We start from the raw sequence: 15146 nt of genomic DNA on the forward strand, positions 1-15146 counted from the left end.
AACGGCATTAGTTTTTGGGACGAGACCGTCGAATATTCTGGGGATACGCCCCGATGGCCGGCGATCGGGGCACTGATCGTCGGCGGACGCGCGCGATCGATCACCGACACGTCGGGACCGATCCCGATAGACGATCAGTCCTCGCCGAGCCGGCGGAGCTGGACCGAGACGCCGGCGGCCGCGACGAACAGCAGCGCGAGGTTGAACGCCGCCAGGACGATCGGTTGGTAGGCCGGGTCGACCCACGTCCGGACGGTCGCGCCCGTGTACCGGTAGAAGCCGATCGCGGTCACGAGCGCCACGAAGACGAACGCGCCGAGCGCCGCCTTGTCCAGGATGCTCCGGAGGCGCCGCGTCCGTCCCTCGTCCTCTCTCCCCGGGTCGGGGTCCTCGTCCGGGGCGGCGTCGACCGCCGGCGCTCCGTCGGCGTCCGGCCGGTGGTCCGAGCTCGCGTCCGGGTCGGTCGGGGGCGATGCGTCAGCGTCGGCGTCTGGAGTGTCTGTCATCGGGAGTCACCTCGGTCGGCTCCGCGGCGGCGCAGGCGGCCGGCCAGCACGAACGACAGCAGCGCGACGACGGCCGCGACCGCGCCGAAGCCGGGCGTCTCGCCGCCGGTCGCCTCCTCGCGCTCCTCGGGCCGCGGCTCGGGCTCGGACTCCTCCTCGGCGAAGTCCGCGGCGCTGAACGCGACGGACTCCGTGGTCCGGTTCGCGCTGATCGTCTCCCGCGGGTTCAGGTTCGCGACGCTGCCGGCCTCGTCCACGACCACGCCGTCCGCGCGGAGCATCGCGTCGACGTAGTAGTTGTACTCGTCCGGCACGGTGACGGTCACGTCGACCGTCTCGGTGCGCCCCGGGCGGATCTCACCCACGGTCGCCGTCGCGCGGTCGGCGACGACGTTCGAGTCGCTCTGTCTGAGCAGGACCGCGAGCTCCACGGCCTCGGAGGGGTCGTCGCCGCGGTTCGTCACGGACGCGGTGATCCGGAGCGTCGCCGTCTCGCCGTCCGCCTCGTCGACGGCGACCGCGAGCGTCGGCCAGACGCGATGGTCGGCGAAGCCGACGCGGCGGTCGGCGTAGGCGGGCGTCAGCGCCGCGACGCCGCGGACGGTGCCGCTGTCGCTCGCCACGCGCTCGCCGTCGGCGAAGACCGTCGTCTCGATCCGATAGCCGCCCTCCCGCGGAACGACGAGCGTCCCCGTCGCCGAGACCTCGCCGTCGCCCGTCACCTCGCCGAGCCCGACCCGCCGCTCGTCGACCAGCAGGCCGGAGTCGGCGTCGACCGCGCGGTAGCGGACGCTGACGTTCTCGAGGGGGCCGCCGCGGTGACGTAGCCCCGTGTCGATCCGCAGCGCGGCGGTCTCGCCGGTTATCTCGCCCGGGGCGACCGCCGTCTCCGCGACGGCGAGGTGCCCGGGGGGCGCGTTCTCGGACCGCGGGTCGTCGAGCGCGTCCGGGGCGGCGAGCACCAACCCCGCGGCGCCGACGAGGAGGAGGGCCGCGACGACCGCCAGCGTGGACTCTCGGTTCACGCGCTCACGATCCGACCCATCGGATAAGTGCTTTCTCCCGTCACAGGGCCAACACGTTGGGGCGGCGCGGATACTTTTACGCCGGCGCGGCCCGACGCCCCCACCATGACGACGTACGTGCTCGCGACCGACTCCGTCGACGCCAGCGCCCGGATCTGCGATTACCTGCACGAGCGGCTCGCGGCGGACGACACCGTCCACGCCGTCAACTCGAAGCGCGGCGGAGACGAGACCACCGCCGAGGAGATCCGGTTCGGCGAGGACGCGCTCAACGTGGTCGCCTCCCGCCTCGGCGCCGCGGCGACCGTGGAGACGCACCAGTTCGTCCGCGGAAACGCCCCGGCCGCGGACGTGCTGGAGTGTGCCGAGGAGGTCGAGGCCGACGAGGTGCTGATCGCCGTCCGCCACCGCACCCCGGCGGGGAAGGCGCTGTTCGGTAGCGTCGCGCAGACGATCCTGCTGGAGGCGGAGCGGCCGGTGGTCTCGGTGCCGCGGGAGTAGCGGGCGCGGCCACCGGCTCACGACGCGTGCCGGCTACAGGTCTCGCACGGCCGCCACGGCCTCCTCGACCGGCGGCGCGTCGAACCGGTCGGTTCCGGTGTAGGCGTTCGCGCCGGCGGCGTACAGGTCCGCGACCGCGCCCAGCACGTCCTCGGGGAGCCGACGCGGCTCGGCGTCACACAGCGTCCGCCAGTCGGCCACGTCGCGCTCGGCGACCTCGGCCTTCGCGTCCGCGACCGCGGCCACCCAGTCGGGATCCGCCCGCTTGTACCACTGCCGGACGACCTCCTTGGACACCTGCTGGCCGTCGTAGGAGAACCGGTTCTCGTCGAACGTACCGACCACGTCCGCGACCAGCAGGTCGCCCTCGTGGTACAGACACTCGATCTTGCCGTCCTCGTGGACGAACCCCGCGTCCTCGGCCCGCTCGGTCACGACGCGGTTCACCTCGCGCGCGAGGTCGGCGAGCGCGTCGACGTCGGCCGCCCCCGCGATCCGGTCCGCTTCCTCCTGCGTGAGGTAGCGGTCCTGTTCCTCGTACTTCGTCGAGAACTCCACGACCGGCTCCGGGAGGTCGACGACCGCCTCGGGCCACTCGTCGCGGTCGAGCCCCACCTCGCGGGGATCGCGGCGCCCCCGGAGGCTCGAGCCGACCGGCACGCGGTTGCGGAAGACCACTTCGAGGGGAACGAGGTAGTTCTCACCCGCCGCGTCGTGGTAGGCGCCGTAGTCGTAGCCGGAGGGGTCGGTCTCGGCTTGGTCACCCTTCCCGCCGACGTACGGCAGGTCCGGCACCTGCGTCAGCGCGATGGCCATCTCGGTCGGCGCGCCGTCGGCCTCGGCGAGCGGGACGACCGCCGACTCGGGGACCGCGTCCGCCGCCGGGTCGGTCCCCGCGGCCGGGTCCACGACGCCCCGGTAGTGGGTCGGGACCCCGGCCGCCTCCAGTAGCTCGAAGTTGTACGCGCCCATCGAACAGAGGCTCGCGCCCTTGCCGGGGATGGCGTCGGGCATCCGCCCCCAGTCGAAGACGGAGTAGGCGTCGGTGAACACGAACCGGCCGCGGCCCAGGTCGGTCGCGGTCGCGGGCTCGGCGACCCGGAACTCCTTCACGCTCGTCATACCCGAGAGCGTGCGCGCCCGCCCCATGAATCTTTCACTTCTGTGGTCACCCGGCCATGAATCTCCGCCCAGATATCCATAAATGCGGATCAGTCCGTGGTCGCCGAGAGTTCGCCCGGAGGGAAACCGACATACCGGCCGCGACCGAGTGACGGGTATGACGGTCACGCGCACGGTCGAGCTTGAGGGCCACATCATCGACTCGGGGACGATGCAGCGCGCGTTCGCGGCGGTGATGGATCTCGGCGGCTCCTTCGACGTGGAGCAGTTCGACGTGGGACGCCACGAGGACGAGGAGTCCTACTGCCGGATGGCGGTGTCGGCCGACGACGAGGCGACGCTGAAGGAGATCCTCCACGAGCTCCACCAGAACGGGGCGGTACTGGAGAACCCGCCGGACGCCACGCTCGTCGCGGCGCCCGACGACCGCGTCGTGCCGCCGAGTTTCTACTCCACGACGAACCACCCGACGGAGGTGCGCTACGAGGGCGAGTGGCTCCCGGTCGAGCACATCGAGATGGACTGCGCGCTCGTCGTCGACCCCGAGGGCGGTCCCGACGGCGGGCCGCGCGCGTACACGAAGGTGCTCAACGCGGTCGAGGAGGGGGACCTGATCGCCACGGACGAGGCGGGGATCCGCGTCAACCCCCCCGAACGCCCCCGCGGCGGCGAGGGCGCGTTCGGCTTCATGCAGGGCGGCGTCTCGGCGGAGCGCCCCTCCGAGTCGACCATCCGCGAAGTGGCCGAGGAGATCCGCGAGGTGAAAGCCGACGACGGCAACGTCCTCGTCGTCGCGGGCCCGGCGGTGATCCACTCCGGCGCCGGCGACGACCTCGCGCGACTGGTCGAGGCCGGCTACGTCGACGCGCTCTCGGTCGGCAACGGCTTCGCCACCCACGACATGGAGCGGTCCATCTACGGCACCTCGCTCGGAATGAACGTCGAGACGCTCGAACACCCCCGGAAGGGCCACAAACACCACATCTGGGCGATAAGCGAGGTGATCCGCGCGGGGGGCATCGAGCCCGCCGTGGAGGAGGGACTCGTCACCGAGGGCGTGATGTACCAGTGCGTCCAGCAGGACGTTCCCTACGTGGTCGCGGGGTCGATCCGCGACGACGGCCCGCTGCCGGACACGATCACCGACGCGGTCGCGGCCCAGGACGCCATCCGCGAACAGGCCCGCGAGGCCGACATCGTCCTGATGCTCGCGACGCTGCTGCACTCGGTCGCGGTCGGCAACTGTCTCCCCTCCACGACGAAGACGGTCTGCGTGGACATCAACCCCGCCACGGTGACGCAGCTGCTCGACCGGGGCTCCGCGCAGGCGGTCGGCATGGTCACCGACATCGGCACCTTCGTCCCCACGCTGGCGGAGTACGTGATCGAGGGGGAGACGGACCTCGGCGTGGCCGACGACTGAATCGGGCCCACCTCGGTTCCGGCTCAGTCCCGGACGTGGATCGAGGAGCCGAGGTACTTGTGGAGGGCGTCGTCGACGCTCTCGGCGCGGAAGTCTTCGAGATTCGCGGCGACCGACTCGCGGAGCGCGTCGAGGTACGCCTCGTCGGTGCGCAGTTCTCGAAACGTGACCGCGGTCACCTCGACGCCGAGCCGGTCGCTCGCGACCGACCGGAACCGCTCCGGAGCGCCGAGTTCGCCGCGCCAGAGCCGGTCGCGGAAGAACCGCCAGTCGGACGCCGCGGCGTCGGCGCCCGCGGACGCGCCGCCGGAACCGTCCCCCGACTCGGGGCCGGATTCGGAGGCCGTCGGCGGCGTCGGCGCGGGGATCTCCATCGTCGTCTCGAAGCGGTTCGGCGACACGCGGACGCCGTCCGGCTCCAGGCGGAACTCGACGGTGAAGACGTAAGCGGCGTTCATGGTCGGGACGCGTCCGGGCGGCGATCAGTACTCGTCGTTACAGAGGCCGGCGAGGCGGAGGTCCTTCTCGGTGATACCGCCGGCCTCGTGGGTGGTAAAGCGCACCTCGACCTCCCCGTACCGGACGACGATCTCCGGGTGATGAAACGCCTCCTCGGCCACTTCGCCGACGGTCCCGGCGAAGGAGACGCCGTCGAGGTAGTCGTCGAACTCGTAGACGCGGACGATCTCGTCCCCGTCCCGCTCCCAGCCCTCCGGGAGCCGCCGGTCGACCGCGTCGTCGTCGAGTCGTTCGGCCATGTGCGTGGCGTGCGCTCGGGAGGGGTTAAGCGTTCGGGCGCCCCCCTCGTCGGCCCTCCGGCCGGTTCGGTGGGCTACTCCTCGTCGGACCGCTCGGCGAACTCCTCGATGGCGTCGTCGAGCGCGCCGTCGAGGGCGTCGTCGATCCGCTCGGACTCGATCGGAACCACCCGCCGCTCGAGCGCCTCGTGTTTGAAGTAGAGCAGCTCCACGCCGACGACGAGAACGACCAGCACGAGGACGGCCGAGAACGTCTCGGGCTCGCGGGTCCGCAGGTTGTTCGCCATCAGCGGGAGGAACAGCCCGGCGCCGAGCGCGCCGACCGCGGGCGGGGCCGGGTGGACCGACTCGTGGTCCCGCTCGCGGAGACAGAGCAGGCTCATCGCGCCGAACACGACGATGAACGACAGCGACGCGAACGACGTGATCGCGTTGAGGCTGCCGACCGCGGTGAACGCGGCGGTCACCGCGCCCAGGAGGGCCAGCGTCCGCTCCGGCGCGCCGTTCGCGTCGCCGTCGCCCACGCGGTCCGGCAGCAGGTCGTCGTCGAGCATCCCCTTCGCGAGGTGCGCCGAGGAGAACATCGTCGCGTTGATCGCGCTGCCGGTGGAGAACAGCGCCGACAGCGCCAGCACCGTCCCGCCGAGCGCGCCGAGGCCGTAGGGGGTCAGCATCGTCCGCGCGGCGTCCTTGAGCGCGAGGTGCGGGTGGCTCTCCAGCGCGCCCGGCGCGAGGCTCACCGTGACGACCGCGACGAGGACGTAGACGAGCACCGCGGCGGGGATCGCGACGAACACCGCCCGCCGGATGGTCCGCTCCGCGTCGGCGATCGACTCCTGGTCGTAGAACAGCAGCTGCCACCCCTGGAACGCGACGAACGAGACCGCGGCCGCCACCACCGGACCGACGCTCGAGAGCTCGCCGACCCCGAAGGCGAGCCCGGTGCGCGGCGCGGCGCCGAGCGCGTAGGCGACGCCGAGGGCGCCGAACGCGAGGAGTATCGCCACCTTCGCCGCCACGAGGAGGTTCTCCGCGCTCCCCGACGTGCGCGCGCCGGCGAGGTTGAGCGCGACGAATCCGGCAACGGCGAGCACGGAGACGACGGGGCGCGCGGGGACGCCGCCGACCGAGACGGGGACGCCCACGAACGACACCGCGAACTCGCCGAACGCGAACGCGTACATCGCCATCGACCCGACGTAGCCGAACAGCAGCGTCCAGCCGAGCATCCCCGCCAGGTCGGAGTTGCCGAGGTAGCACTGGACGAACGTCACCGAGCCGCCGCTGTTGTCCGTCATCGCGTTGAGGCGGGTGTACGAGTAGCCGGCACACAGCGAGACGACGCCGGCCGCGAGAAACGCGACCCACGCCGCCCGCGTGATCCCCGCGACGACGCCGAGGACCGCGTAGATGCCGCCGCCGATCATCCCGCCGAGCGCGATCGACACCGCCTCGGTCAGCCCGAGATCGTCGCCGCCCATGCGTTCGCAGGGTCGCCGCGGGCGGCCAAAAGTCCGGTGGCGGCCCGGCATCGGCACACGCGACCGCGTGACACACAAGGCCTATCCTGACCGCGCGTCTTCGAGCGGACGTATGCTCTCCCGGCTCCGCGGCGGCTTCGAGCGCGCCTACGAGCGGCTGCTGCGGCGAGAGATCGGCGAGACTCCCACGCACGTCGCGATCATCCAGGACGGCAACCGGCGGTACGCCCGCGAGCAGGGCGAGGACGCGCCGGAGGGCCACCGCGCCGGCGCCTCCACCACCGAGCAGGTGCTGGACTGGTGTGCCGACCTCGAGGTGGCCGAGCTGACGCTGTACGCCTTCTCGACGGAGAACTTCGACCGCCCTGACGAGGAGCTGGAGCCGCTGTTCGACTTGCTGGAGGACAAGCTCCGCGAGTTCGCGGACGCCGACCGCGTCCACGAGCGGGAGGTCTGCATCCGCGCCATCGGCGACGTGGACCGACTCCCCGACCGCGTGCGCGAGGCGGTCGCGTACGCCGAGGAGCGAACAGCGGGGTACGACGAGTTCCGGCTCAACGTCGCGCTCGCGTACGGCGGCCGGAACGAGCTGCTGTGTGCCGCCCGGGACGTGGCGAGCGACGTGGCGGCGGGCGACCTCGACCCCGCGGCCGTGGACCTGGCGGAGGTCGAGGACCGGCTCTACCGCCGCCCGGTCCGGGACGTGGACCTGATCGTCCGGACCGGCGGCGACGAGCGCACCTCCAACTTCCTGCCGTGGCACGCCAACGGCAACGAGGCCGCGGTGTTCTTCTGTGCCCCCTACTGGCCGGAGTTCTCGCGGATCGACTTCCTGCGGGCGGTCCGCACCTACGAGTCGCGCGAGGAGTCGTGGCAGCGCGCGCGCACGGACCGGGCGGTCGCGCTGGTGCGCGCGGTCGCGGAGGCGGAGCTCTCGGAGGCCCGGTCGGTCGCGGGGCGGCTCCGCGAGCAGCTCCCGAGCGGCGCGGCCGACCGGCTGGCCGACGAGGTGGCGCGCCACGACGCCGCGAGCGAGGAGACGGTCGACTGACCCCCACGCCTTCGAGGATCGGTCGTCGCCCTCAGAACCGCGTCGACGCCGGAGCCGGCGGCATCGCGCGCTTGTGGGCGGTCGACTGCACCTGCTCGACGACCGCGTCGACCTGCGCCGGCTCGACGCCGAGTTCGCGGGCGGTGGCCGCCCGCGAGAGCGGGCCGTCGACGTGGCACGCGAGGATCGCGTCCAGCGTGTCGTAGTCGATCCCCAGCTCCGCCTCGTCGGTCTGGCCGGTCCACATCCCCGCGGTCGGGGTCTGCATCACCAGGTCGTGGGGGACGCCAACGTGGGCGGCCAGCTGGCGCACCTGCATCTTGTAGAGGTTGCCGATGGGGTTGCAGTCGACCGCCTGGTCGCCGTACTTCGTGAAGTAGCCCGTCATCGCCTCCGAGCGGTTGCCCGTGCCGAGGACGATCCGGTCCTCGGCGTTGGCGACGAAGTAGTTGAGCACCGCCCGCGTGCGGACGAAGACGTTCCCCTTCGCGGTGCGGTCGGCGGCCGCCTCCGGGACGGCCTCGAAGAACCCGTCCGCGATGGGACCGATCTCGATCACGTCGTACTCGATGCCGAGGTTCGCGGCGACGCGCTCCGCGTCGCTCATCACGTCCGGGTCGTTCACCTCCGAGGGCATCGTGATCCCGTGGAGCGCCTCCTCGCCGAGCGCCTCGACCGCGAGGTAGGCGGTGAGCGTGGAGTCGATCCCGCCCGAGAGCCCGAGCACCGCGCCCTCGGCGCCCGCGGCGTCGACCGTCTCCGCGATGAACGAGACGATCCGGTCGCGGGTCGCCGCCAGTTCCTCCTCCGAGAGCCGCAGGTCGAGCGGCGGCTCCGCCGACAGCAGCACCGACTTGTCCGAGCGCTGAGTCATCGGGCGACGGTTCGGCGCGGGGCGACTAATAAGCACTCGCCGGCCGGTCGGACGTGGACGAACGTCCGGTTCTGGGCGGTTCTCGTGGCGCCACGACGCGCCTACAGCAGCCCCTCGTGTTCGGCCAACAGCAGCCCCTCGAGGGTGGCGTCGTTCGTCGGCGGCTCGCGGGCGACCTCGACCGCCTCCTCGACCGGCACCGTCCGCGGGATCAGGAACTCGTTCGTGTCGAGCGCGCGCTCGACCGGCTCCAGGTCCGCCGCGAAGACGTACCCGCGCTTGTGTCTGAGCGCGCCGGTCGAACACCACGTCTCCTGCAGCAGGCTCGTCGACCCGGGCGCGAAGCCGGTCTCCTCGGCCAGCTCGCGCTCGGCCGCGGCGGTGAACGACTCCCCCCGCTCGACGATGCCCGCGGGGAGTTCGAGGTGAGTCTCCCGGACCGTCGGCCGGTACTGCTCGACGAACAGCACCTCCCCTTCGGCCACCGCGACCACGACGGTCGCCGGCGGCAGCTCCGCCCAGTAGTAGTCCTTCAGGCTGCCGTCCGGCTGCTCGACGCGGTCGTAGCCCGCGGTGATCCAGCCGGTCTCGTACTCGACGGCGACCTCCTCGACGGGCCACTCCGGCGCGCCCGGCAGCGAGTGCTTCCGCCCGTCCGCGAACGCGGGGTGGTCGCGGAGGTCTGCGGTCCTGTCGCGGTCGTCGCTCATGCGGACTCCCGCCGCACGGTCGCGTAATAGCGGTTCCCCTCGTACTCGATCCGGACGCGGCCCTCCGCGACGACCGCCTCGGGCACGCGCTGTGAGAGCGCGTCGACCTCGTCGAAGGGCGTGTGCGTGAACGACTCCTTCAGCCCGTAGGGGCCGGTCTGGTACCCCTCCGAGCGGCCGTCCTCGCTCGCGAGCGCGCCCGTGAGGTAGGGGTAGCGGCGCTCGGAGACGTCCGTGACGTTGACCGCCGGCCCCTCCTCGTCGGTCGGTTCGACGACGAGGTGATAGGGCTCGCCGGTGCCGAGGTACCCCGGCAGCGCCCCGAGCGCGAGCAGACCGACGACGACCAGCGCGATGACGACGATCAGGTTCCGCGTGACCCGGCGCATGGCACCGCTTGGGCCGACGGGCGAATACGGGTTTCGCAACGCCGACGCGCTTTAGCCGGTTCGCGCCCGTCCCCCATTCGTGGAGTACCGGTTCGAACTGGCGCTGTGTGCGGCCCTGGAGTCGCCGGACCGCGTCGTCGCGCGCCAGCTCGGCGCCGCGGTCGCCGCGCCCGGGTCCCGCGTCGTCGACGTCTGCCTGCTGGAGCCCGGGCCGGGGTTCGACGAGCGCGCCGCCGTCGCGTCCGACACGATCCCGCCCGCGGCGGTCGAGGCGCCCGTCGGTCCCGGCACGGCGGTCCCGGTCCGCGACGCCTTCGAGACGGACCCCGGACGCGCGGCGGGGATCGTGGACGCGGCGGTCGAGGCGGGCTACCTCGAGCGCGAGCGGCGCGACGGGGTCGACTGCGTCCGCGCGACCGCGCGCTACCCCGGCGACTGGGTCGGGTCGCTGACCGCGGTCGAGAACAAACCCGACCTCGGCCGGCCGGGCGACCTGGAGGCGCAGTTGCGCTTCGACGTCGCGCTCGGCCTGTTCGACGAGGTGGTGCTCGCGACCGCCTCCTACGTCACCCGCGCGCACCTCAACCGGATCCCCGACTCGGTCGGCGTCTGGCGCTTCGATCCCGAGACGGGCGAGCGCGAGGTGGTCCGGGAGGCCACGCCGCTTGACCCGACCGAGCCGGGCGTGGAGATCCGCGAGGAGCGCGGCCTCCGGACCGACGTGGCGCTCGTCGACGCCGCGGCGAAGGCCCGCAAGCGCCGTCGGATCGCCGAGCGCGCATACGGCAAGGGGTGGCGGCCGGCGCCGCCGGCGTGCGCCCGGGCCGCGGTCACCGCGGACGGCCGCCCCCGGTGCGAGCACTTCGACCGCGTGGTCCACCCGGGCGGCGAGTGCGGCGAGGGCTGTCCGGCGTTCGAGGCGGACGAGGGACCGGACGCGGACCTCGCGGCGCTCCGTGACGCCCGGAGCGCGTGGGTCGCGGACCCCGACGGCGTCGGGCCGCGACGACAGGCGGGGCTGGGGCGGTTCGGCGAGTGACGGCAGCCGGGCACGGGCGGCGCGACGCGTGATGGCGGCCCGTCGGTCGCGCCGGATCGGTCAGTCGTGAAGCCGCCGGTGGACCGCCGCGATGGCCGTCGCGGCGAGGAGCGGCGGGACGACCGCGAGCGCGGAGGGGGCCGCATAGAGCGCGCCGACGACGGCGGAGGTCGTCGGTTCGCGTAGCTCGGCGGGCGCGGAGATCAGCAGCGCGAGGTAGATCGACGCGAGGAAGCCGAACCCGGCGAGCGCGAGCGCGGCGTCGTAGCGGTCGTCGACCGACTCCTCGCGGCGGTGGCGCCTGGCGACCAGAAGCGTCGGCGCCAGCAGCGGCCCGGCCGTCAGAAAGCCCGCGAGGACGAACAGCGTGCGCGTGAACGACGCGAGCCCGCCGGTCGTCAGGTCCTCGGTGTTGCCCATCTCCACGACGAGCGCGAGCGTCATCACGACGGCGATCAGCGCCGCCGCGGCCGTCCCGACGAGGACGTAGACCCGGAAGAGCCACGACCGGCTCGCGAACAGCGCGTAGGGGATCGCCCCGAGGGCGCCCCGGTAGCTGTCGAGCATCGCCCCGGAGTAGGATCCTCCGCGGCTTAACCCCCGCGGGACGGGGTCGTCGGCTTCCTCGCGCCGCGGCGTCCGGAGGTCGCCCTCTCGCCGCGAGCCGGTCTTATAAGGCCGGGCGGGCCGAGGCCCCGGACATGCACACCGCACAGGAGCTCACGCTCGCGCGGCTTCCCTCCGGGGTCCCGATCCGCACGACGGTTCACGTCTACGGCGAGGCGGTCGCGGAGCACGGCGAGGACGCGACCGACCCCACCCGGATCGCGGACGCCGACGGTCCGATCGTCTACGCGCAGGCGGCCCAGCACGGCCGCGAGGTGAACGGCGCTGAAGTGCTCCGCCGACTCCACGAGCGCCTCGTCGGCGGTGAGGCGGGGGACGAGTTCTCCGGAACGCTGGTCGCCGTGCCGGTCGCGGACCCGCTGACGTTCGACCGCGTCTCCTACACGACGCCGGAGGCGCTCGACTCCGTCAACGGGAACATGAACCGATGCTGGCCGGGCGACGCCGACGGGACGATCCACGAGCGCATGGCCGCGAAGCTGTGGGCGTACGCGGGCGGGGCGGACGCCATCGTCGACCTCCACACCGGCTCGCCGACGATGCTGACCCACACCGTCTACATGCGCGGCGACGAGGAGTGTCGGGCGCTCGCGGAGGCGTTCGGCACGGACCTCCTGCTCGCGGAGGCCGCGGGCGACGACGCCGACACGGAGTGGGCCGAGCGCGACTTCGGGGGCAAACTCCGCGTCGCCGCCACCCGCGAGGGGATCCCCACGATAACGCCCGAACTCGCCCACAGCCGGGAGGTCGTCGAGGACGCGGTCGAGGTGGGAGTCGCGGGAACCCTCAGCGCGCTGCGACACGCCGGCGTGCTCGCGGGCGAGGCGGCCGAATGGTCCGGAACGGTCGCGAAGAACCACCTCGGGCGCGTCCGGGCGGCCGACTCGGGGCTGTTCGTCCCCCGCGAGGACCTCTCCACCGGCGACGCGGTCGCCGCGGACGAGCGCGTGGGGACGCTGTACGACCCCACGACCTACGAGACGCTGCAGGTCGCTCGCACCGACCGCGCGGGGATCGCCTACTCGGTCGCCCGCGAGGCGACCGTCACCGCGGGCGGTACCCTCGTCGGCGTCGCCGAGGTGCTGGAGCGCGCGGCCGGTAGCGTTTAGGGCGACCAAAAACAGAAACGCTTATGTAGATTAGGCCCACCTAAACCAGTGTGAACACCACGGTCGATCGGCGACGCCCCGTCGTCGAGCGCGTCGACGTTCACCCTGTCGGGCCGTCCGAGCGGTGCCGTCCCGCCGAGCGCCGCGTGCAGCGTGACGAGCCGTACGTCCGGGGAGGGGGTGGTCGGAACGCGCGGACGCTCACACACGACTGACCACCTTCGGGCCCGGCCGACCGTCTCCGTCGGTCCGGCCGCGGCCCGCTCCCGAACGCCGCGTGGCTGCTGCCGTTCGGGACGCCGGCGTCGATAGTCGCCGGCTGCGGGACGGTCTCCGCGTCCCGCACTCGGCCGACGCACGTCGGCCGCCGGGGAACGCCGTGGGCATCACCCGTTCCCCACCGGACGCGCCCATTCGCGACCGCGCTCGCCCGCGACCGCGGCGGCGCGTCCCCCAGCCGCCCCGACCCCCGCCCGGGGCGGCCGTCTGTCCTTTCGTCCATCGTCACTCGGAGCGGCGCCGCCGACCACCCGCCCGTCCCGTGGTCGCGCTTCGCACGCGCCCCCCGATTCGTAACGTATATCCGTCACAGCGCGGTACGCAGAAATGCGCGTCCGGGTTAGGGTAGTGGACTATCCTTCAGCCTTGTGGAGGCTGAGACGCGGGTTCGATTCTCGCACCCGGACCTTCTCCGAGCGATCGGCCGCTTAGGCGCGGCGTTTTTGATTTTTGACACGTGACCCACCCATATAGGTAAGTAGCCACAAGTCGATCCTATCCCACATGTCTGATGCCAAACCATCCGGAACGCTCGCCGAACTGTACGAGGACCGCATCGGGACCGCGCGGACCGACGACGAGGTCCGCGGCTACTGGCTGTTCGCGCTGGGGGTGCTGTGTGGCGCCCTCGGCGTGATCGTCTTCGCCCTGACGGAGCCGCGAACGGGCGTTCGGGCGCTCGGGTACGCGCTGGTCGCGCTCTCGCCGCCGCTTGCGATGCTCGGGGCGGTCGTCCGGTTCCCGCTGCGCCGGTCGGCGACGACGCTCGCGGCGCTCGGAACGCTGTTGACCGCGCTCGCGGTCGTCTACTTCCTCGTCGTCTTCCCGGACGGATGGTCGCGAAGCGGCGGCAACGGCGTGGTCAACGCGCTCTACGCCGCCGGCATCGTCCTGATCGGACTGGCCGGCGCGGTCGTCCCGATGGTCACCGACCCGGTGTACGAGGAGGTCGAGACGCTCCGCGAGGAGTCGGCCGGCACCGCCGCGGAGATGGAGGAGACCGCCGCGGAGCTCGACGAAACGGCCGCGGAGCTGGAGGAGACGCAGACGCGCGTCCGCGAGTTGGAAGAGGAGCTGGCCGCCGCCAGCGCCGAGCTGGAGACGCTCCGGACCAGCCGCGCGCGCTTCGAGCTCTACGAGGACCGCGCGGGCGAGACGCGCTGGCGGCTGCGCCACCGCAACGGCAACGTCATCGCCGACTCCGGGCAGGGATACAGCAGCCGACAGAAGGCCCAGCAGGGGATGCACAGCGTGATGCGGAACGCGTTCGGCGCGGGCGTGCTCCGGATCGAGCCCGACGAGGGCCAGGAGGATGCGTCCGACGCTGAGGAGGACGGCGCTGTCGAGTCCGGCGAGGCGGACGCGGAGCCGGTGCCCGCTGACGCGGACGACCCCGACGTGGCGGTCCCCACGGAGGACGAGGACGTGGCGAGCCGGGCCACCTTCGAACTGTTCGAGGACGCCGAGGGGGGCTGGCGCTGGCGGCTCCGCCACGAGAACGGCAACGTCATCGGTGACTCCGGCGAGGGGTACGCCTCGAAGTCGAACGCGAAGCGCGCGACCGCCCGCGTCCGCGAGCACGTCGCGGGCGCCGACTACCTCCGGATCGACCCCGCAGCCTTCGAGATCTACCGCGACGCGGCCGGCGACCACCGCTGGCGGCTCGTCCACGAGAACGGCAACGTGCTGGCGGACTCCGGCGAGGGCTACTCCTCGCGCTCGAAGGCCCGACAGGGACTCGACAGCGTCCGGTCGAACGCGCCCGACGCCGACGTCGAGAACGTCTGAGGCGGCCGGTCCGTCGACCGGTTTCCCGACCCCGGCGCACACCTTTATGTGAGTATCGAGACACGGTAACACGTTCCATGAGTGCAACGTTTGAGGTCTTCGAGGACAAGCGCGGGAAGTACCGCTGGCGGCTCCGACACGAGAACGGGAACATCATCGCCGACTCCGGGCAGGGCTACGCCGACGAGCGCGGCGCGCGCGAGGCGGTCGACCGCGTCCGCGACTACGCGCCCGAGGCCGACGTGCTCGACGTCGAGGACGCCGCCTTCGAGGTGTACGAGGACCAGGGCGGCGAATGGCGCTGGCGGCTCCGCCACCGCAACGGCAACATCCTCGCGGACTCGGGCGAGGGGTACGCCTCGCGGTCGGCCGCGGAGGACGCGGTCGACGGCGTCAAGCGCAACGCGCCCGGCGCCGACCAGGAGGAGACGGAGGACTGACCGCGGCGCTGCTCGTCGGCGCGC

General features: G+C 72.5%; 16 protein-coding genes, 1 tRNA gene and 1 pseudogene. 8 read left to right on the forward strand and 10 right to left on the reverse strand.

Annotated features, from left to right (window positions below; translation table 11 throughout):
* Nucleotides 1-134: 134 nt before the first annotated feature.
* A complete protein-coding gene (locus tag ACZ432_RS06540; protein WP_426963784.1) occupies nucleotides 135-506 on the reverse strand; it encodes a hypothetical protein in 372 nt (123 codons plus the stop codon).
* Complete coding sequence (locus ACZ432_RS06545; protein WP_426963783.1) at nucleotides 503-1531, reverse strand: DUF7490 domain-containing protein; 1029 nt, start codon at nucleotides 1529-1531, stop codon at nucleotides 503-505. Before ACZ432_RS06545 ends, ACZ432_RS06540 begins: the two co-directional genes overlap by 4 nt.
* Before the next feature lie 105 nt (nucleotides 1532-1636).
* Here ACZ432_RS06545 and ACZ432_RS06550 point away from each other — a divergent pair, with 105 nt between their 5' ends.
* Nucleotides 1637-2032, forward strand: coding sequence for a universal stress protein (locus ACZ432_RS06550; protein ID WP_426963782.1), 396 nt, complete (start codon nucleotides 1637-1639; stop codon nucleotides 2030-2032).
* Between the two features lie 33 nt (nucleotides 2033-2065).
* Here the strand turns inward: ACZ432_RS06550 and ACZ432_RS06555 are convergent, their stop codons facing one another.
* The gene (locus tag ACZ432_RS06555) at nucleotides 2066-3154 is read right to left on the reverse strand and encodes a phosphoribosylaminoimidazolesuccinocarboxamide synthase (protein WP_426963781.1); all 1089 of its coding nucleotides are present in this window, start codon (nucleotides 3152-3154) and stop codon (nucleotides 2066-2068) included.
* A gap of 157 nt (nucleotides 3155-3311) precedes the next feature.
* Here ACZ432_RS06555 and ACZ432_RS06560 point away from each other — a divergent pair, with 157 nt between their 5' ends.
* Complete coding sequence (locus tag ACZ432_RS06560; protein ID WP_426963780.1) at nucleotides 3312-4577, forward strand: ornithine cyclodeaminase, nickel-pincer nucleotide-dependent; 1266 nt, start codon at nucleotides 3312-3314, stop codon at nucleotides 4575-4577.
* Nucleotides 4578-4600: 23 nt separating this feature from the next.
* Here the strand turns inward: ACZ432_RS06560 and lwrS are convergent, their stop codons facing one another.
* From lwrS to ACZ432_RS06575, 3 genes are all read right to left on the reverse strand, one after another.
* A complete protein-coding gene (gene lwrS, locus ACZ432_RS06565) occupies nucleotides 4601-5035 on the reverse strand; it encodes an LWR-salt protein (protein ID WP_426963779.1) in 435 nt (144 codons plus the stop codon).
* Between the two features lie 24 nt (nucleotides 5036-5059).
* Nucleotides 5060-5335: a 4a-hydroxytetrahydrobiopterin dehydratase gene (locus tag ACZ432_RS06570; protein ID WP_426963778.1), complete on the reverse strand. Its 276-nt coding sequence runs from the start codon at nucleotides 5333-5335 to the stop codon at nucleotides 5060-5062.
* A gap of 74 nt (nucleotides 5336-5409) precedes the next feature.
* A complete protein-coding gene (locus ACZ432_RS06575; RefSeq protein ID WP_426963777.1) occupies nucleotides 5410-6816 on the reverse strand; it encodes an APC family permease in 1407 nt (468 codons plus the stop codon).
* Between the two features lie 112 nt (nucleotides 6817-6928).
* Here ACZ432_RS06575 and uppS point away from each other — a divergent pair, with 112 nt between their 5' ends.
* The gene (gene uppS / locus ACZ432_RS06580) at nucleotides 6929-7867 is read left to right on the forward strand and encodes a polyprenyl diphosphate synthase (RefSeq protein WP_426963776.1); all 939 of its coding nucleotides are present in this window, start codon (nucleotides 6929-6931) and stop codon (nucleotides 7865-7867) included.
* 31 nt (nucleotides 7868-7898) lie between these two features.
* Here uppS and ACZ432_RS06585 read toward each other — a convergent pair whose 3' ends face one another.
* The 3 genes from ACZ432_RS06585 to ACZ432_RS06595 form a co-directional block, all read right to left on the reverse strand.
* Nucleotides 7899-8741, reverse strand: coding sequence for an NAD+ synthase (locus tag ACZ432_RS06585; RefSeq protein WP_426963775.1), 843 nt, complete (start codon nucleotides 8739-8741; stop codon nucleotides 7899-7901).
* Between the two features lie 101 nt (nucleotides 8742-8842).
* Nucleotides 8843-9451, reverse strand: coding sequence for an NUDIX hydrolase (locus tag ACZ432_RS06590; protein WP_426963774.1), 609 nt, complete (start codon nucleotides 9449-9451; stop codon nucleotides 8843-8845).
* The gene (locus ACZ432_RS06595) at nucleotides 9448-9840 is read right to left on the reverse strand and encodes a hypothetical protein (RefSeq protein WP_426963773.1); all 393 of its coding nucleotides are present in this window, start codon (nucleotides 9838-9840) and stop codon (nucleotides 9448-9450) included. The genes ACZ432_RS06590 and ACZ432_RS06595 overlap by 4 nt, the downstream gene beginning before the upstream one ends.
* Before the next feature lie 79 nt (nucleotides 9841-9919).
* On the opposite strand from ACZ432_RS06595, the gene ACZ432_RS06600 reads away from it, so the two are divergent.
* Nucleotides 9920-10879, forward strand: coding sequence for a DUF5787 family protein (locus tag ACZ432_RS06600; protein WP_426963772.1), 960 nt, complete (start codon nucleotides 9920-9922; stop codon nucleotides 10877-10879).
* Between the two features lie 60 nt (nucleotides 10880-10939).
* Here ACZ432_RS06600 and ACZ432_RS06605 read toward each other — a convergent pair whose 3' ends face one another.
* Nucleotides 10940-11446 carry a hypothetical protein gene (locus ACZ432_RS06605; RefSeq protein ID WP_426963771.1) on the reverse strand — a complete coding sequence of 169 codons (507 nt, stop codon included), beginning with the start codon at nucleotides 11444-11446 and terminating at the stop codon, nucleotides 10940-10942.
* 134 nt (nucleotides 11447-11580) lie between these two features.
* Here ACZ432_RS06605 and ACZ432_RS06610 point away from each other — a divergent pair, with 134 nt between their 5' ends.
* From ACZ432_RS06610 to ACZ432_RS06625, 4 genes and pseudogenes are all read left to right on the forward strand, one after another.
* Complete coding sequence (locus ACZ432_RS06610) at nucleotides 11581-12615, forward strand: succinylglutamate desuccinylase/aspartoacylase family protein (protein ID WP_426963770.1); 1035 nt, start codon at nucleotides 11581-11583, stop codon at nucleotides 12613-12615.
* A 50-nt stretch (nucleotides 12616-12665) separates the two neighbouring features.
* On the forward strand, nucleotides 12666-12830 hold the full coding sequence (locus tag ACZ432_RS06615; RefSeq protein WP_426963769.1) for a hypothetical protein: 165 nt from the start codon (nucleotides 12666-12668) through the stop codon (nucleotides 12828-12830).
* Nucleotides 12831-13228: 398 nt separating this feature from the next.
* Nucleotides 13229-13301 (forward strand) — tRNA-His (locus ACZ432_RS06620).
* 97 nt (nucleotides 13302-13398) lie between these two features.
* Nucleotides 13399-15122: pseudogene (locus ACZ432_RS06625) on the forward strand (HVO_2922 family protein).
* Nucleotides 15123-15146 lie beyond the last annotated feature (24 nt).

Source organism: Haloparvum alkalitolerans, assembly GCF_055381565.1.